Origin of the sequence: Pseudomonas sp. PNPG3, from assembly GCF_023093815.1 — a bacterium.
Lineage (GTDB): Bacteria > Pseudomonadota > Gammaproteobacteria > Pseudomonadales > Pseudomonadaceae > Aquipseudomonas > Aquipseudomonas asiatica.
Window position 1 is genome coordinate 1 of the sequence record NZ_JALLKV010000028.1, and the last position, 17,950, is coordinate 17,950.

The window sequence follows — 17,950 nt, forward strand, 5'->3', positions numbered from 1 at the left end:
AAATATCCGACCCGAAAATGAAAATGCCAGTCAGCTTAACTGACTGGCATTAACCTCGGGGTCGGCTTTTTGCTGCTTGACCAATAGCTGTAGGCTTGCGGCGAACTTGTAGGAGCAGCCTTGTGCTGCGAAAGGGCCGGTCTGGCAAAACACTCTCGTTGCCAGTGATGGCCTCTTCGCAGCACAAGGCTGCTCCTACAGGTACATTGGTTGCCCTGAAGCTTGTACTTATCTCTTCTGCTTAGGCACCCGCACCAGCTGGCTTTCCGAATAGATGTCATGCCAGCCCCTCTGGCGCTTGTCGATCAACGCCCAGAAAAAACCCAGCCCCAGGCACAGCCACGAGGCAATCGACACCACGAAGCGCAGCAGCGCCTGCCACAGGCTGATGGCCGTGCCATCGGCGTTCTGTACCCGCACGCCCCACACCTGCATGCCCAGGGTCTGCCCGCCATGGGTCCAGAACTTGGCAAAGAAACCGAAAAGGACGAACAGCAGCACCGTCGACAGCAGCGGGTCGCCGTCCAGAGCGCCAGCCTCGGTCAGCTCGCGCATGCGGGCTTCGCCGATGATCGCCATCTGGATCATCTTGTAGGCACCTGCGGTCACGATCAGCAACGCCGTGCACAGCAGGAAGTCGTAGAACATTGCCGCCAGGCGCCGGCCCAGGCCGACCGGAGGAAAATCACCCTGGGGTGTGAGCAGAGGCTTGGACATGCAAAACGGCTCCAGAAGACGAAGCCGCTATTCTACGGGCAAAAAAAAGCCCCTGCACTTGGCAGGGGCTTTTCTCGAAGTCGGGTTCGGCTTAGCCGGCGACCTGAACTTTGTCAGCCTGCATGCCTTTCTGGCCCTGGACTGCTTCGAAGGTGACCTTCTGGCCTTCTTTCAGGCTCTTGAAGCCGTTACCTTCGATAGCGCGGAAGTGCACGAACAGATCCGGACCGCTTTCTGGGGTGATGAAGCCGTAACCTTTTTCGTCATTGAACCACTTGACGGTACCGTTCTGACGCTCAGCCATTGTCTTATTTCCTATGAAGCTTGAATTTTGATGACAGTTTCTTTTGCAATAAAGGAAGCAAAAGATTACTGGGCTGGGTTGCAGGAAAGTAAGAGACGTCGAACGGGTTGTAGCAGATTGCGGCTACTGGCCCAGGTCACGAACTGTTGCGACCCATGCAAACACAGTGCAGTGACTCTACGCCAACTCCCGAGCGAAAAACAAGCCCTTGGTCGTATGGAAAATCGGCCGTTTGCCGATAACCGACCGATTTGTCGGAAACGGCATGGCGCCTGGCCTGGCGCCATGTTCAAAAGTTATTGGACAGGTTCGAAAACGAATATGTCGAACCTGCCCGTAACCTTCACAAAACGGCTTCAGCCCCGGTAGTAACGTTGTGCCACAAAAGGCATTTTGCTGACCTTCAAGGCAACCTTCTTGCCACGCACCACGGCAAACAGTGGGGTGTCGATAGCGGTATGTTCACTATCGATATAACCCATTGCTACAGGAGCACCGAGTGTCGGGCCAAAGCCGCCGCTGCACACTTTGCCTACAGGTTTATCGTTTGCATCGACAATATCCGCGCCTTCACGTACTGGGGTACGCTCCTGCGGCAACAGGCCCACACGTTTGCGCGCCACACCATCTCGCTGATGGGCGAAGATGGCTTCGGCACCCGGGAAGCCGGCGGCACGCGCGCCATCGGCACGGCGAACCTTGGAAATAGCCCACAGCAGGCTGGCTTCCACCGGCGTGGTTTCGGTATTCATGTCGTGGCCATACAGGCACAGGCCGGCTTCCAGGCGCAGCGAGTCACGCGCACCCAGACCGATCGGTTGCACTTCGGGCTCTGCCAGCAGGCGGCGGGCCAGGGCTTCGGCGGCATGCGCCGGTACCGAAATTTCGTAGCCGTCTTCGCCGGTGTAGCCTGAGCGGCTGACGAAGCAGTCTTCACCCAGCAGTTTCACCGGGCGGAACTGCATGAAGGTCATGCCGGCCACTTCCGGGGCCAGGCGTTCCAGCACCTTGACTGCCGCCGGGCCTTGCAAGGCCAGCAGGGCGCGCTGCTCGAACAGTGGCTGTACCTCGCAACGGCTGCCGATGTGCGCTTGCAGGTGGGCCAGGTCCTGATCCTTGCAGGCGGCGTTGACCACAAGGAACAGCGTGTCGTCGCCCAGGTTGGCAACCATCAAGTCATCGAGGATGCCGCCTTGCTCATTGGTGAACATGGCATAGCGCTGCATGCCCACCGGCAGGTCGATGATATCCACCGGCACCAGGCTTTCCAGGGCCTTGGCGGCATCGCTGCCGCGCAGGGTGATCTGGCCCATGTGCGAGACATCGAACAGGCCGGCCTGCTCGCGTGTGTGCAGGTGTTCCTTGAGCACGCCCAACGGGTACTGCACCGGCATGTCATAGCCGGCGAACGGCACCATGCGCGCACCCAGTTCCAGGTGCAGGGCGTGCAGTGGGGTCTTGAGCAGTGTTTCGGACATCGGTGACTCCTTGCTGTTGTTGTCGGGTCAACATTCGATGATGTTGACGGCCAGGCCGCCACGGGCGGTCTCTTTGTATTTGCTTTTCATGTCGGCGCCGGTCTGGCGCATGGTGCGGATGACCTTGTCGAGCGACACGTAGTGCTGCCCGTCGCCGCGCAAGGCCATGCGCACCGCGTTGATCGCCTTCACCGAGCCCATGGCGTTGCGCTCGATGCAAGGCACCTGGACCAGCCCGCCAATCGGGTCGCAGGTCAGGCCCAGGTTGTGTTCCATGCCGATTTCGGCAGCGTTTTCCACCTGTTGCACGCTGCCACCCATCACCTCGCACAGCGCCCCGGCGGCCATCGAACAGGCCACGCCGACCTCGCCCTGGCAGCCTACTTCGGCACCGGAGATGGAGGCGTTTTCCTTGTACAGGATGCCGATGGCCGCGGCGGTGAGCAGAAACCGCACCACCCCGTCCTCGTTGGCTCCCGGTACGAAGCGCATGTAGTAATGCAGCACCGCCGGGACAATGCCCGCCGCGCCGTTGGTCGGCGCGGTGACCACGCGCCCGCCGTAGGCGTTCTCCTCGTTCACTGCCAGTGCATAGAGGTTGACCCAGTCGAGCACCGACAGGGCATCGCGCAGGCTGGCTTCAGGGTTGCGGCTCAGCTGGCGGTACAACGCCGGTGCCCGGCGCTTGACCTTGAGCCCGCCCGGCAGGATGCCTTCATGCTGGCAACCGGCTTCGACACAGTCCTGCATCACCTGCCAGATGCGCAACAGCCCGGCACGGGTTTCCGCCTCGGGGCGCCAAGCCGCCTCGTTGGCCAGCATTACCTGGCTGATCGACAGGTTTTGCCCGGTGCAATGACCGAGCAGCTCCTTGGCGGTCTTGAACGGGTAGGTCAGCGGTGTGCTGTCCTCGACGATGCGGTCGTGGCCGGCAGCGTCCTGGTCGACCACGAAACCGCCGCCCACCGAGTAGTACTCGCGGCTGCGGATTTGCAGGCCGGCCTCGTCGAAGGCGCGGAAGATCATGCCGTTGGGGTGATAGTCCAGCGGCTTGCGGATCATCGCCAGGTGCTGCTTTTCGATGAACGCGATGCTGTGCTCGCCGAGCAGGTTCAGCCGACCGCTGTCGCGGATGGCCTGCAGGCGGGCAGGGATGGTGTCGGTGTCGATGACGTCGGGGTGTTCGCCTTCAAGGCCCAGCAGCACGGCCTTGTCGCTGCCGTGGCCCTTGCCGGTGGCGCCGAGCGAGCCATACAGTTCGGCCTTGACGCTGACCGTGCCGGCAAGCAGGCCATCACGACGCAGCCCTTCGGCGAAGCGCGCGGCGGCGCGCATCGGGCCGACCGTGTGCGAGCTGGAGGGGCCGATGCCGATCTTGAACAGGTCGAAGACGCTCAAAGACATGGTGGACCTCCAGCCAGGATATTGGGCAAACGGTGAACTCTGTGGGAACGGGCGTGCCCGCGAATGCGTGGTTGAAGCCAACATCGCATTCGCGGGCACGCCCGCTCCCACAGCGGACCACACCTTGAGTCAGGTGGTGGGCCCGAGGGCTATCAGGCGTCCTGATAACTCTCGATCGACGGGCAGGCGCACACCAGGTTGCGGTCGCCGAACACGTTGTCGACCCGGCCGACCGGCGGCCAGTACTTGCCTTCCACCAGGCTTGGCAGCGGGTACACCGCCTGCTCGCGGCTGTAGCCATGGGCCCATTCGCCAACCAGCTCGGCCGCAGTGTGCGGGGCGTTCTTCAGCGGGTTGTCGTCCTTGTCCAGGCTACCGTTCTCGACCGCGCGAATTTCTTCGCGGATCTGGATCATCGCGTCGCAGAAGCGGTCCAGTTCTTCCTTGGACTCGCTTTCGGTCGGTTCGATCATCAGCGTGCCCGCCACCGGGAAGGACATGGTCGGGGCGTGGAAGCCAAAGTCGATCAGGCGCTTGGCCACGTCGTCGACGCTGATACCGCTGGTGTCCTTCAGCGGGCGCAGGTCGAGGATGCACTCGTGGGCCACCAGGCCATTGCCGCCGGTATACAGAACAGGATAGTGCTCTTCCAGGCGACGGGCGATGTAGTTGGCGTTGAGGATTGCCATCTGCGAGGCACGCTTGAGGCCGGCACCGCCCATCATGCGGATGTACATCCAGGTGATCGGCAGGATGCTGGCGCTGCCGAACGGCGCGGCACAAACCGCGCCCTCGGTGTTTTCCAGCTGCGCGTGGCCGGGCAGGAACGGCGCCAGGTGCGACTTGACGCCGATCGGGCCGACGCCCGGGCCGCCACCGCCGTGCGGGATGCAGAAGGTCTTGTGCAGGTTCAGGTGGGAAACGTCGCCGCCGAACTTGCCCGGGGCGCACAGGCCGACCATGGCGTTCATGTTGGCGCCGTCGATGTACACCTGGCCACCGTTGTCGTGAATGATCGCGCAGATTTCGCCGATCGCTTCCTCGAACACGCCGTGGGTCGACGGGTAGGTGATCATGATCGCGGCCAGGCGCTCGCGGTGCTCGATCGCCTTGGCGCGCAGGTCCTCGACATCGACGTTGCCGCGGGCATCACAGGCGGTGACCACCACGCGCATGCCGGCCATGTGCGCGGTTGCCGGGTTGGTGCCGTGGGCCGACGACGGGATCAGGCAGATGTCGCGGTGGCCTTCGCCACGGCTGCGGTGGTAGGCGCGGATGGCCAGCAGGCCTGCGTACTCGCCCTGGGAACCGGCGTTGGGCTGCAGCGACACGGCGTCGTAGCCGGTGGCGGCGCAGAGCATGGCTTCCAGCTCGGTGGTCATCTGCAGGTAGCCCTGGCTCTGCTCGGCCGGGGCGAACGGGTGCAGGTTGCCGAACTCGGCCCAGGTGACCGGGATCATTTCGCTGGCGGCGTTCAGCTTCATGGTGCACGAGCCCAGCGGGATCATGCTGCGGTCCAGCGCCAGGTCCTTGTCGGCAAGGCGGCGCAGGTAGCGCATCAGCTCGGTTTCGCTGTGGTAGCGGTTGAATACCGGGTGCGAGAGGATGGCCGACTGGCGCAGCAAGGCGGCAGGCAGCAGCGAGCCGGTGCTGGCGGCCAGCGCGTTGAAGTCCGGCTGGGCCTGGTCGCCACCGATCAGTTGCCACAGGGTCTCGACATCGGCCTGGCTAGTGGTTTCGTCCAGCGACAGGCCCACGTGGGTGGCGTCGATCTGGCGCAGGTTGATGCCCTGGGCGCGGGCCTTGTCATGGAGGCTGGCAGTGGCGCTGCCGGTGGCCAGGGTCAGGGTGTCGAAGGCGCTGGCGCCCACTACCTGCACGCCCAGCGTCTTCAGGCCGGCGGCCAGGATCGCGGTCAGGGCATGGGTACGTTCGGCGATGCGCTTGAGGCCGGCCGGGCCGTGGTACACGGCGAACATGCTGGCGATGTTGGCCAGCAGCACCTGGGCGGTGCAGATGTTGCTGGTGGCCTTTTCGCGGCGGATGTGCTGTTCGCGGGTCTGCATGGCCAGGCGCAGGGCGGTCTTGCCGAAGCGGTCGATCGACACGCCGACCAGGCGGCCTGGCATGTCGCGCTTGAATGCGTCACGGGTGGAGAAGTAGGCCGCGTGCGGGCCACCAAAGCCCAGCGGCACACCGAAGCGCTGGGCGCTGCCGATGGCCACGTCGGCGCCAAACTCGCCCGGCGGGGTCAGCAGGGTCAGGGCCAGCAGGTCGGCAGCAACGGCGACCAGGGCGTTGGCGGCGTGGAGGCGCTCGACCACTTCGCGGTAGTCGAACACTTCACCGTTGCTGGCCGGGTACTGCAGCAGGGCGCCGAAGAAAGCGCTGACATCGCCCAGCTCGCGCTCGTCGCCGACCACGATCTCGATGCCCAGCGGCTCGGCACGGGTGCGCAGCACGTCGAGGGTTTGCGGGTGGCAGTGCACGGAGGCGAAGAAGGCGTGGCTGGCCTTGTTCTTCGACAGGCGCTTGCAGAAGGTCATGGCCTCGGCCGCAGCGGTGGCTTCGTCGAGCAGGGAGGCGTTGGCGATCGGCAGGCCGGTCAGGTCGCTGATCAGGGTCTGGAAGTTCAGCAGCGCTTCCAGGCGGCCCTGGGAAATTTCTGGCTGGTACGGGGTATAGGCGGTGTACCAGGCCGGGTTTTCCAGCAGGTTGCGCAGGATCGGTGCCGGAGTGTGGGTGTTGTAGTAGCCCTGGCCGATGTAGCTCTTGAACAGCTGGTTCTTGCCGGCGATGGCCTTGAGCGCGGCAAGCGCGTCGGCTTCGCTCTGGCCGTTGTGTGAGCCGAGCACGCTGGTGCCTTTGATGCTGTCGGGAATGACCGCGGCGGTCATGGCTTCCAGCGAGTCGAAGCCGAGGGCGGCCAGCATGGCTTGCTCGTCAGCGGCGCGCGGGCCGATGTGGCGGGCGATGAATTCGTTGGCGGTGCCGAGGTTGATGGTCATGGCGGGGTTCCTCAGGCGTCGTCGTTGGCTTTGATCAGGCGGTCGTAGGCGTCCTGGTCGAGCAGGGCGGCCACGGCGCTGGCGTCGGCGGGAATGAAGCGGAAGAACCAGCCTTCGCCCATCGGGTCTTCGTTGACCAGTTCCGGCCTGTCTTCGAGCTGGTCGTTGATCTGGACCACTTCGCCGGTCAGGGGCATGTACACACCGCTGGCGGCCTTGACCGACTCGACGGTGGACGCTTCGCTGCCTTTCTCATACTGCTGCAACTCTGGCAGTTGCACGAAAACCACATCGCCAAGGGCATTCTGGGCGTAGGCGGTGATGCCCACGGTAATGCTGCCATCGGCTTCGACGCGCAGCCATTCGTGATCTTCAGTGAAACGCAACTCGCTCATGGGGAATCCTCGGGAAGCAGGGCGTTAGGCGCAGTGGCTCCGCGCTCTTGGGGTTGGGATTCCCTTAGCAAAAATGCGGCCAATCGTTAAAAATCGTTATAAATCAATATGTTAATTATTTTTCGTATTCAGTTTGTCATTCTTTTGGAATGAAAACGCTACAGCGGCAGGGGGATGGAAAAGGGTTTGGGGATCAAACCCTTGCACTGCCGAATCTGTATGGGTGTGTATTGATTTCAATACGATGTACTGAAATCAATACAATCCTCCTGCAGGGCGCGAGTTTCAGCCGTCAGTTCTTCAGGCGGCCCTTCTTGCGATGCCCGTTCTACGTAGTTCTACGTAGATCGCGCCCGTAGTACTGCGAATTTTCTTGTGGACCCGGCATGGCGAAAGTGTCGCCGTCCTTATCCGGACACATACAACAACAAAAGCCGTCGCAGGTTTACCACCCGCGACAGGAGAAAATTCGATGACCACACTGGCTACCCGAATTGCCTGGTTTGCCGTTGCCTTGCTTGGTGCGTTCGCGCTGGGCACCCTTGCACTACGCAGAGGCGAAGCCATCAACGCCCTCTGGATCGTGACTGCAGCAGTCGCCATCTATCTCATTGCCTACCGTTACTACAGCCTGTTCATCGCCAACAAGGTGATGCAACTGGACGCCACACGCGCCACGCCCGCCGTACTCAACAACGACGGCCTGGACTACGTACCGACCAACAAGCACATTCTCTTCGGGCACCACTTTGCTGCCATTGCCGGCGCGGGCCCTCTGGTTGGCCCGGTGCTTGCCGCGCAAATGGGCTACCTGCCCGGAACACTCTGGCTGATCGCCGGTGTGGTCCTGGCGGGCGCTGTCCAGGACTTCATGGTGCTGTTCATCTCCACCCGTCGCAATGGTCGCTCCCTGGGCGAACTGGTACGCGAAGAAATGGGTTCCATTCCCGGTACCATTGCCTTGTTCGGTGCCTTCCTGATCATGATCATCATCCTCGCGGTGTTGTCTCTGATCGTGGTCAAGGCGCTGGCGGAGAGCCCCTGGGGCATGTTCACGGTAATGGCCACGTTGCCGATTGCAGTGTTCATGGGCGTCTACATGCGCTACCTGCGCCCAGGGCGTATCGGTGAGATCTCTGTGATCGGCGTGGTCCTGCTGCTGGCGTCCATCTGGTGCGGTGGACTGGTCGCCGCCGACCCAGTCTGGGGGCCTGCGTTCACCTTCACCGGGTTGCAGATTACCTGGATGCTCATCGGCTATGGCTTCGTTGCCGCGGTACTGCCCGTCTGGCTGATCCTGGCGCCACGGGACTACCTTTCGACCTTCCTCAAGATCGGGACCATCGTCGCCCTGGCAATCGGCATCCTGGTCATCGCCCCCGACCTGAAAATGCCAGCCGTTACCCACTTCATCGATGGTACGGGCCCGGTCTGGAAGGGCGCCCTGTTCCCCTTCCTGTTCATCACCGTGGCATGCGGCGCGGTGTCTGGCTTCCACGCGTTGATCAGTTCGGGTACCACACCCAAGCTGTTGGCCAATGAACGTCATGCCCGTTACATCGGCTACGGCGCGATGCTGATGGAGTCCTTCGTCGCGATCATGGCCATTGTCGCGGCATCGGTCATCGAACCTGGGATCTACTTCGCCATGAACAGCCCGGCCGCTGTGGTGGGTGGCGATGTCGCGACCGTGGCGGCTACCGTGAGCAGCTGGGGTTTCACCATAACACCGGAAATCCTGCAACAGACTGCCACCGACATTGGCGAGCACACCATCCTGGCTCGCGCCGGCGGAGCGCCGACCTTGGCCGTGGGGATTGCCCAGATCCTCCACCAGGCGCTGCCAGGCGAGAACACCATGGCGTTCTGGTACCACTTTGCAATTCTCTTCGAGGCACTGTTCATCCTCACCGCCGTCGATGCCGGCACCCGTGCAGGGCGCTTCATGCTGCAGGATCTGCTCGGCAATTTCGTGCCGGCACTGAAGAAGACCGACTCCTGGACGGCGAACCTGATCGCTACCGCAGGTTGCGTGGCCATGTGGGGCTGGCTGCTGTACCAAGGGGTGATCGACCCGCTGGGTGGCATCAACACCCTGTGGCCGCTGTTCGGCATCTCCAACCAGATGCTGGCCGGGATCGCGCTCATGCTCGGCTGTGTGGTGCTTATTCGCATGAAGCGTCAGCGATACGTCTGGGTTACCTTGATTCCAGCCGTCTGGCTGCTGATCTGCACCACTACGGCCGGTCTTATCAAGCTGCTGGACAAGGACCCCTCGATGGGCTTCCTGGCGCTTGCCAAGAAGTACAGTGATGCTGCCGCTGCAGGCCAGGTGCTGGCGCCTGCGAAGGATCTGATGCAAATGCAGCACGTTGTGTTCAATGCCTATACCAACGCGACGCTGACAGCATTGTTCCTGTTGGTGGTCCTTAGCATTCTTTGCTTTGCCGTGAAGGTGGGGCGCCGTGCCTGGGTCATGCCCGAGCGCACCGACAAGGAATCACCGTTCCAGCCACAGCCGGACGTCTGAGGGGGCGCCCGGAATGTTCAATGACCTGAGCAAGATGGGTAAGTACCTGGGGCAAGCCGCCCGGATGCTGGTCGGCATGCCAGACTACGACGCCTATGTGGAGCACATGCAGCTCAAGCACCCGGAAAAACCGCTGATGTCCTACGAGGCGTTTTTCCGGGAGCGCCAGGAGGCACGTTACGGTGGCGGGAAGGGACGCCCAGTTCGTTGCTGCTGAGCGCTGACTAGCCCAGGCAGGCGCAACGTTCATCATGGTGCTCTCGCATTGGAAGGCCGGCAGCAGGCATAGTGCTGTTGCCGGCCCGCTCCTGCATTGGAAATGACCATGCAACTCAAGCACAAGATCGTCACTCTCAGTGTGCTTCCACTCGTCCTTTCGGTCCTGTTCATCTGTGTCCTCGTGTTTGCCCAGAGTCGCAAGCTGGAGGAGGAACAGGCACGCCTGGTTGAAAGCAGCATCATGGCAGCAAAGAAGGCCGAGTTGAAAAACTACCTAAGCCTGGCGATGAGCCTCATCGCGCCGTTGTATGAAGGCAGCACCGATAATGAAGCAACTCGGCAGCGTGCACTGGAGATCCTGTCCCAAGCCAACTTCGGCCTCGACGGCTACTTCTTCGTGTATGACCAGCAGGGCAAGAACCTGATGCACCCGAGGCAGTCCGAGCTGGTTGGCAAGCAACTCATTACGCTGACCGACAAGAACGGGCTACCGGTCATCCAGGCGCTGCTCAAGAGCGCCAGGGAGGGCGATGGATTCCAGTTGTACGACTGGCAGAAGCCTTCTTCCGGGCAGATTACCGGGAAACTGTCATATGTCGTGATGCTGGACCGTTGGGGCTGGATGCTTGGCACAGGCATATACATCGACGATGTGGAGGTGGCGACCCGCAAGTCCCGGCAAGAGGTCGCTACCGGGGTACTGACCACGGTTCTGGCGATCGCCTCGTTCTCGTTGATTGCCGTACTGGTGATTTTTACCGGTGGCCTGATGCTGAACGTCAGTGAGCATCGCCTGGCGGACCGTAAGCTTTCCACGCTCAACCAGCGGATCGTGAACCTGCAGGAGGAGGAGCGCTCGCGGGTTTCGCGTGAACTGCATGACGGGATCAGTCAGGAGCTGGTGTCGATCAAGTTCCAGTATGAGCTGGCCGCCATCGAACTGGCCAACGGCCGGAGCGAGGGCCTGGAAAACCTGCGCAAAGGTACTTGCAGACTTGGCGCGGCGATCGGTGAGATACGCCGCATTTCCCATGATCTGCGCCCCTCGCTTCTGGACACGTTGGGGTTGTCGCCTGCCATCGAGCAACATGTCCGTGAGTTCGAGCAACGTACCTCGATTCACACCCAGTACGAATGTGGAATGGATGCGGCGGACATCGATACCAGCCTCAGGTTGACGCTGTTCCGCATCATTCAAGAGGCCCTCGCGAACGTGGAGCGTCATGCCAAAGCCACTGCCGCGATCGTTTCCGTCACGCAACAGCAGGGCATGATCGTATTGCGTGTGGAGGACAACGGGGTAGGGTTCGACACCCGCGCAGCAGACGAGTGCCACGGTATCGGCCTGAGGAACATTCGCGAACGAGTGGACCACCACTCGGGTAGCGTCAACATCGCATCCTCTTACGGCCGTACCGAGCTACAGGTGCAGATACCGGTTACGATCAGCTGAGCAGCCTTGCCACGCCAACCCTCGAGGACTCCATGAGCGTAACCCATCCGGTCAGAATCGCCCTGGTCGACGACCACGTCCTTGTGCGTGACGGCGTAAAGGCGCTGCTGTGCGCGATCCCGCACTTCGAGGTTGTCGGCCAGGCCGAGTCAGGAGCCCAGGCAATCGAGTTGGTAGCGACTACTGAACTGGACATTCTCCTGGTCGACGTAGGGCTTCAGGACATGAACGGGTTGGAGCTCACGCGCAAGCTGCGCGAACGCTACCCGGATATCAGGATCCTCATGCTGAGCATGTACGACAACCAGGAGTACGTCCGCACCTCCATCAGTTCCGGAGCGCTAGGTTATGTGCTGAAGAATGCGCCTTCCGCAGAGCTCATCGCGGCCATCGAGGCCATCGCTGCGGGAGGAAGCTTCTACAGCTCGGAAATCACTCGCAAGCTCGCCGTGAGCAACCGGGACGAGCACGAGCTGACGCCCCGTGAGTTGCAAGTGCTGTCAATGATCGCCAAGGGGCACAACAACAAGAAAATGGCCCAAGAGCTGGATATCAGTGTCCGTACAGTGGAAACCTATCGGCTGAGCATCAGGCGCAAGCTCAATATCGATACCCCTGCGGCACTCGTGAAATACGCCCTGGAGCATGGCCTGACCTCGATCTAGGCAATCCAGGGCAACGCCAGATACAGCTTGATGACGATGACATTGATGATGTCGATGAAGAATGCCCCCACCATCGGCACCACCAGGAAGGCAATGCGCGAGGCTCCGTAGCGCTGGGTCACCGCTTGCATGTTGGCGATTGCCGTTGGCGTTGCACCCAGGCCGAAACCACAGTGCCCGGCAGCCAGTACCGCTGCATCATAGTTGCGGCCCATGACCCGGAACGTGACGAATATCGCGAACAGTGCCATGACCAATGTCTGTGCGGCGAGCAATGCAAAGAATGGTAATGCCAGCGCTGAAAGGTCCCACAACTTGAGCGACATCAAGGCAATGGCCAGGAATAACGACAAACTCACATTGCCCAATACCGAGACTTCCCGTTCGAATACTTGATAAAAGCCGAGCGCCGAAAGGCCGTTTCGCAACACCACGCCCACAAACAACACGCAAACGAATGTTGGCAGTTCAAACGCAGTGCCTTTCAGCATACCGTTAAGTAACGAGCCTGCGAGCAAACTGACAGCGATCAGCGCCAATGTTTCGATAAATGAAAACGGCGTGATCAAGCGTTCTTTGTCTGGTTGTTCGAAACCCTTGGGCAGTTGTGGTGCTGGTTCTTCGATACCAGGTGTCGTTACCCGTCTGATCAGCAACCGGGCGACCGGGCCACCAATAAGGCCACCCAGTACCAGGCCGAAGGTAGCTGATGCCATTGCCAGTTCGGAGGCCGACGCCAGACCGAACTTTTCGGTGAAAGTGGCCCCCCACGCGGCGCCTGTACCGTGGCCGCCGGACAAGGTAATAGAGCCGGCCAGCAGGCCCATCAGCGGGTCGAGGCCCAGTGCCGTTGCCAGGCCGATGCCCATGGCGTTCTGGACCAGCAGCAAACCGGTTACCACCAGCAGGAACACGGTAACCACGCGGCCACCTTTTTTCAGGCTGGCGAAGTCTGCACTCAAACCGATGGTGGCGAAGAATGCCAGCATCAGAGGAGTTTGCAGTGAAGTATCGAATTGCACGTGGATATCGAAACTGCGCAACGCCAGGAACGCCAAGGCCACTACCAGGCCGCCAGCGACAGGTTCCGGAATATTGTAAGTGCGCAGGAAACCAATACGCGCGACCAGGCCGCGCCCCAATAACAGTACCAAAGAGGCGGCTACAAGCGTCCCGTAAAAATCGAGTTCAAACATCAGGTGCTCTCGTTATATCCAGTAGCGGACCACTTCCCGCTATGGGGCGGGCAAGTGGGGTGACAGGTGGGAATACACTGTCACCATTCTACGAGGCATACGTGGGAGAGTATCTTTCACTGGCGTAGGAAAAGCCTGAATAACAACCGGATTATTGCAATAACTATCAGGGGCAGCTTTGCGGCCCATCGCAGGCAAGCCAGCTCTCACATGGCACAACACATGACTCATTGGTTCAGCGAGGTTCTGTAGGAGCAGCCTTGTGCTGCGAAGAGGCCGGTACAAGCAACAGACAGGCTTTGTCAGTACCGGCCTCTTCGCAGCACAAGGCTGCTCCTACAAAGGACGCGTCAGACGAGCGATATTTGTTCTCTGCGCGACAGCGCAGCCCAAAAGGGCTGGGCAATCTCCCACAGGTATCGCGCAGAATTCAGCACGTGTGCGATACCTGTGGGAGCTGGCTTGCCTGCGATGGGCTGCGTAGCAGCCCCGTTGACGCTATCTGACAGGTATCAGGCTTTGCCCGGTATTCCATATTTGCGCAGGCGCTGCGCAATGGCGGTATGTGAAGTTTGCAAGCGCCCGGCCAGTTGCCGCGTGGACGGGTAGCTGGCGTACAGGCGTTGCAGCAGTTCGCGCTCGAAATCACTCACGGCCTGTTCCAGGCTGGCCACTTCGCTGTCCTGACCACGGGCCACCGAGGTGCCGGCGATGTCCAGGTCACCAATATCCACCAGGTTGCCCTCGCAGATGGCTGCGGCGCGGAATATCACGTTCTGCAGCTGGCGCACATTGCCCGGCCAAGGGTTGGCCAGCAGTGCCGAATGGGTAGCCGGGGTCAGCCTGCAGGGTGGGCGCTGGATCTGCGTGCAGGCCTGCTGCATGAAGAAATGCGCCAGCATCAGGATGTCCTGGCCGCGGTCGCGCAGCGGTGGCACTTGCAGATTGAGCACGTTCAGGCGGTAGAACAGGTCTTCGCGGAAGCTGCCTTCGGCGACCATGCGCTCCAGGTCGCGGTGGGTGGCGCTGATGATGCGTACATCTACCTTCACTTCGCGGTCGCCACCCACCCGGCGGAAGCTGCCATCGCTGAGAAAGCGCAGCAGCTTGGCCTGCAGGTATGGCGACATCTCGCCGATTTCATCGAGGAATACCGTGCCCTGGTTGGCCAGCTCCATCAGCCCGGGCTTGCCGCCCCGTTGTGCGCCGGTGAAGGCCCCGGGGGCGTAGCCGAACAGTTCGCTCTCGGCCAGGCTCTCGGGCAGCGCGGCACAGTTCAGGGCCAGGAATGGTGCCGCGTGGCGGCTGCTGATGGCGTGGCAGGCGCGGGCTACCAGTTCTTTGCCGGTGCCGGTTTCGCCATGCACCAGCAGCGGTGCATCGAGCGCCGCCACGCGCAGGGCGCGGGCCTTGAGGGTGCGGATGGCCGGTGACTCGCCGAGCAAGGCATCGAAGCCTTCGGCATGGTCGTGGTGCAGGGCCGACAGGCGTTCGCCCATGCGCGTGGGCGGGTACAGCGTAAGCAGGCCACCGGCGTTGGTAATTGGCATGGCGTCCAGCAACAGGCTCTGGCCGTTGAGCTGCATCTCGCGCATGGGCAGGTGGAAGTTGTTGTCCAGCAGGGCCTGCAGCAGCGCCGGGTCGCCGAACAGCTCACCCACCGAGCGCCCGGCCGATTCGCGGCCGCACAGTTCGATCAGCGCCGGGTTGGCCAGCAGCACCTTGCCGGCACTGTCCACGGCCAGCACCGGGTCGCTCATCGCCGCCAGCAGGGCATCGAGCTGCAGGTGCCGGCGTTGGCCAGGGAGGATGTCGACCACGTCCACCGATTGCACGCCATGTACCTCGAACAGCGCGTCGTGCAGTTCTTCGAGTACGGCGGGGCTGAGGGTAGGGGCGTCGATGTAGACGTTCGGCGGTACCATCTCCACGGCGTCCAGGTTGAGGTTGCGGGCACCGAGCAGGGCGAGGACTTCCTGGGTGATGCCGACGCGGTCTATGAAGCTGACGTGGATGCGCATGGGGAGGGTGCGGTTGTGGCTGGGGGAGGGCGGTAGTATGCCTCAACATTGTCGGGGCCGCTTTGCGGCCCCGGTTCTTGAAATCACTCCAGATGTTCAGGCTTGATCGGGTCGCCCGATTTCACATCCAGCTTTTCGCGAATGTCCGCGAACATATGGTCATAAAGCTTGTGCGGCGAGCTCAGGCTCTCGAATTTCTTCGGTGGCTTCAGGTACGACTGCGCCCTTCGGCTCAGTTGCATGAGGAAGCTGGGCAATACCTGATCCTTGGCCAGGAAGAACTTTTCTTCCACTGGCTTGCCTTCGATGCTGCCATGCATCTTGAACTGGATGCCTCTACCTTCCTTGGGGTCCGACACTGCCTCGTATTCGATGTTCAGGTCATAGCTGTGGTCATTCTGGTTCAGCGCGGTGCGCTCGATGTGTACATGACCGGGTTGGTACTGGGCCATGGCAAGCTCCTTTGGAAGGTCGAAAATGGCGGACGCTGGCGCCCGCCTACTGCATTCAACGGTAGCTGATCCCCGGCTTCGCGGTGGAAACGCGCGTGCCGGCGGTGCCTTTGACGATGTCTTCGATGTTCTCCAGCGAACTGATCACTGCCACTTTGCCGGTGTTGCGGGCAAAGTCGCAGGCGGCCTGCACCTTCGGCCCCATGGAGCCAGCGGCGAAGCCAAGGCGTTCGAGTTCGTCGGGGTGGGCCTGGGCAATGGCCTTTTGTGTGGGCTTGCCCCAGTCAACATAGGCCGCATCGACGTCGGTGGCAATGATCAGTAGGTCGGCGTCCAGCTGCTCTGCCAGCAGGGCCGAGCACAGGTCCTTGTCGATCACCGCCTCGATGCCCTTGAGCTTGCGGTTCTCATCGTACATGGTGGGGATGCCGCCGCCACCGGCGCAAATCACGATGCTGCTCTTTTCCAGCAGCCACTTGATCGGGCGGATCTCGAAGATGCGTTTGGGTTTCGGGCTGGCCACCACTCGGCGGTACTTGTCGCCGTCGGCCTTGACCACCCAACCCTTTTCCTTGGCCAGGCGCTCGGCCTCTTCCTTGCCATAGACCGGGCCGATGAACTTGGTCGGGTCCTTGAAAGCGGGGTCGTTGGCGTCCACTTCGACCTGGGTCAGCAGGGTGGCGAACGGCACTTCGAAGGCCAGCAAGTTGCCCAGTTCCTGTTCGATCATGTAGCCGATCATGCCCTCGGTCTCGGCCCCCAGCACGTCCAGCGGGTAGGCCTCGTCGGGCTTGTAGGACAGGCCCTGCAGCGATAGCAGGCCAACTTGCGGGCCGTTGCCGTGGGCGATGACAAGCTCGTTGCCTGGGTGGATCTTGGCGATCTGTTCGGTGGCGGTGCGAATATTGGCCCGCTGGTTGTCAGCGGTCATGGGCTCGCCGCGACGCAGCAGGGCGTTGCCGCCCAATGCAACAACGATACGCATGGGGAATGTCCTTTAACGAAAGAAGGGAGCGCTGCTCTCGACCGGTATCGCCGCCCCCTTGTGGGAGCGGGTTGCCCGGCTTGCCGAGTCAGCCTTTACAGGTCAGCCAGTGTCGACACCAGGATCGCCTTGATCGTGTGCATGCGGTTTTCCGCCTGCTCGAAGGCGATGCAGGCCGGCGATTCGAAGACGTCGTCGGTCACTTCGATACCGTTGGCCAGGTCCGGGTACTGTTCGGCGATCTGTTTGCCTACCTTGGTTTCGGAGTTGTGGAACGCCGGCAGGCAGTGCATGAACTTGGTCCGCGGGTTGCCGGTGGACTTCATCAGCTGTGCATTCACCTGATACGGCTTGAGCAGCTTGATGCGCTCACCCCAGGCTTCGATCGGCTCACCCATCGATACCCACACGTCGGTGTGCACGAAGTCCACACCCTTGACCGCGGCAACCGGGTCTTCAGTGAGGGTGATGCGTGCGCCGCTTTCCTCGGCGTACTTGTGGCAACGTTCGACCAGGTCGTCATGCGGCCACAGCGCCTTGGGCGCGGCGATGCGTACGTCCATGCCAAGCTTGGCGCCGATCAGCAGCAGCGAGTTGCCCATGTTGTTGCGGGCGTCGCCCAGGTAGGCGTAGCTGATGTCGTGCAGGGGCTTGTCGCTGTGCTCACGCATGGTCAGCACGTCGGCGATCATCTGGGTTGGGTGGTATTCGTCGGTCAGGCCGTTGAACACCGGAACGCCGGCGAACTTGGCCAGCTCTTCGACGATTTCCTGCTTGAAGCCCCGGTACTCGATGGCGTCGTACATGCGCCCGAGCACGCGGGCAGTGTCCTTCATGCTTTCCTTGTGGCCGATCTGCGAGGAGGTCGGGTCGATGTAGGTGACATTGGCGCCCTGGTCATAGGCGGCCACTTCGAAGGCGCAGCGGGTACGGGTAGAGGTTTTTTCGAAGATCAGCGCGATGTTGTTGCCTTTCAGGTGCTGCTGCTCGGTGCCGGTGTACTTGGCACGCTTGAGGTCGCGGGACAGGTCCAGCAGGTAGCGCAGCTCACGGGTGGTATGGTGTTCCAGACTGAGCAGGTTGCGGTTGTGAATATTGAACGCCATGACTTTTCTCCTTGAGT

15 protein-coding genes are annotated in these 17,950 nt (G+C 61.5%); 4 read left to right on the forward strand and 11 right to left on the reverse strand.

Annotated elements, in window-relative coordinates:
* Positions 1-228 precede the first annotated feature (228 nt).
* From MJ643_RS18235 to gcvH, 6 genes are all read right to left on the reverse strand, one after another.
* Positions 229-717, reverse strand: a complete 489-nt coding sequence (locus MJ643_RS18235; protein WP_015269077.1) for an RDD family protein — start codon at positions 715-717, stop codon at positions 229-231.
* Positions 718-808: 91 nt separating this feature from the next.
* Entirely contained in the window at positions 809-1,021 is a 213-nt protein-coding gene (locus MJ643_RS18240) for a cold-shock protein (protein ID WP_003257941.1), read from the reverse strand.
* A 356-nt stretch (positions 1,022-1,377) separates the two neighbouring features.
* Positions 1,378-2,499: a glycine cleavage system aminomethyltransferase GcvT gene (gcvT, locus tag MJ643_RS18245; protein WP_024086348.1), complete on the reverse strand. Its 1,122-nt coding sequence runs from the start codon at positions 2,497-2,499 to the stop codon at positions 1,378-1,380.
* A 27-nt stretch (positions 2,500-2,526) separates the two neighbouring features.
* Positions 2,527-3,903: an L-serine ammonia-lyase gene (locus tag MJ643_RS18250; protein WP_024086349.1), complete on the reverse strand. Its 1,377-nt coding sequence runs from the start codon at positions 3,901-3,903 to the stop codon at positions 2,527-2,529.
* Between the two features lie 152 nt (positions 3,904-4,055).
* Positions 4,056-6,911, reverse strand: a complete 2,856-nt coding sequence (gene gcvP / locus MJ643_RS18255) for an aminomethyl-transferring glycine dehydrogenase (RefSeq protein WP_024086350.1) — start codon at positions 6,909-6,911, stop codon at positions 4,056-4,058.
* Between the two features lie 11 nt (positions 6,912-6,922).
* Positions 6,923-7,306: a glycine cleavage system protein GcvH gene (gene gcvH, locus MJ643_RS18260; RefSeq protein ID WP_024086351.1), complete on the reverse strand. Its 384-nt coding sequence runs from the start codon at positions 7,304-7,306 to the stop codon at positions 6,923-6,925.
* Between the two features lie 472 nt (positions 7,307-7,778).
* Between gcvH and MJ643_RS18265 the strand changes: the two genes are divergently transcribed.
* The 4 genes from MJ643_RS18265 to MJ643_RS18280 all read left to right on the forward strand — a co-directional run bounded on the left by MJ643_RS18265 (position 7,779) and on the right by MJ643_RS18280 (position 12,173).
* Positions 7,779-9,836 (forward strand): carbon starvation CstA family protein, encoded by a 2,058-nt coding sequence (locus MJ643_RS18265; RefSeq protein WP_024086352.1) that lies wholly within the window; start codon positions 7,779-7,781, stop codon positions 9,834-9,836.
* 13 nt (positions 9,837-9,849) lie between these two features.
* On the forward strand, positions 9,850-10,053 hold the full coding sequence (locus MJ643_RS18270) for a YbdD/YjiX family protein (protein WP_003257949.1): 204 nt from the start codon (positions 9,850-9,852) through the stop codon (positions 10,051-10,053).
* Between the two features lie 108 nt (positions 10,054-10,161).
* Positions 10,162-11,508, forward strand: a complete 1,347-nt coding sequence (locus MJ643_RS18275) for a cache domain-containing protein (protein ID WP_024086353.1) — start codon at positions 10,162-10,164, stop codon at positions 11,506-11,508.
* A gap of 32 nt (positions 11,509-11,540) precedes the next feature.
* A complete protein-coding gene (locus MJ643_RS18280; protein ID WP_024086354.1) occupies positions 11,541-12,173 on the forward strand; it encodes a response regulator transcription factor in 633 nt (210 codons plus the stop codon).
* Here the strand turns inward: MJ643_RS18280 and gltS are convergent.
* The 5 genes from gltS to MJ643_RS18305 all read right to left on the reverse strand — a co-directional run bounded on the left by gltS (position 12,170) and on the right by MJ643_RS18305 (position 17,933).
* Positions 12,170-13,369, reverse strand: coding sequence for a sodium/glutamate symporter (gltS, locus tag MJ643_RS18285; RefSeq protein WP_024086355.1), 1,200 nt, complete (start codon positions 13,367-13,369; stop codon positions 12,170-12,172). The two genes, MJ643_RS18280 and gltS, sit on opposite strands and share 4 nt — an antisense overlap.
* Positions 13,370-13,881: 512 nt before the next feature.
* Positions 13,882-15,390: a sigma-54-dependent transcriptional regulator gene (locus tag MJ643_RS18290; RefSeq protein WP_024086356.1), complete on the reverse strand. Its 1,509-nt coding sequence runs from the start codon at positions 15,388-15,390 to the stop codon at positions 13,882-13,884.
* A gap of 83 nt (positions 15,391-15,473) precedes the next feature.
* Complete coding sequence (locus MJ643_RS18295; RefSeq protein ID WP_013971111.1) at positions 15,474-15,842, reverse strand: DUF5064 family protein; 369 nt, start codon at positions 15,840-15,842, stop codon at positions 15,474-15,476.
* Positions 15,843-15,897: 55 nt separating this feature from the next.
* Positions 15,898-16,827 carry a carbamate kinase gene (gene arcC / locus MJ643_RS18300; RefSeq protein WP_003257953.1) on the reverse strand — a complete coding sequence of 310 codons (930 nt, stop codon included), beginning with the start codon at positions 16,825-16,827 and terminating at the stop codon, positions 15,898-15,900.
* Between the two features lie 95 nt (positions 16,828-16,922).
* Positions 16,923-17,933, reverse strand: a complete 1,011-nt coding sequence (locus MJ643_RS18305; RefSeq protein WP_013971112.1) for an ornithine carbamoyltransferase — start codon at positions 17,931-17,933, stop codon at positions 16,923-16,925.
* Between the last annotated feature and the right edge of the window lie 17 nt (positions 17,934-17,950).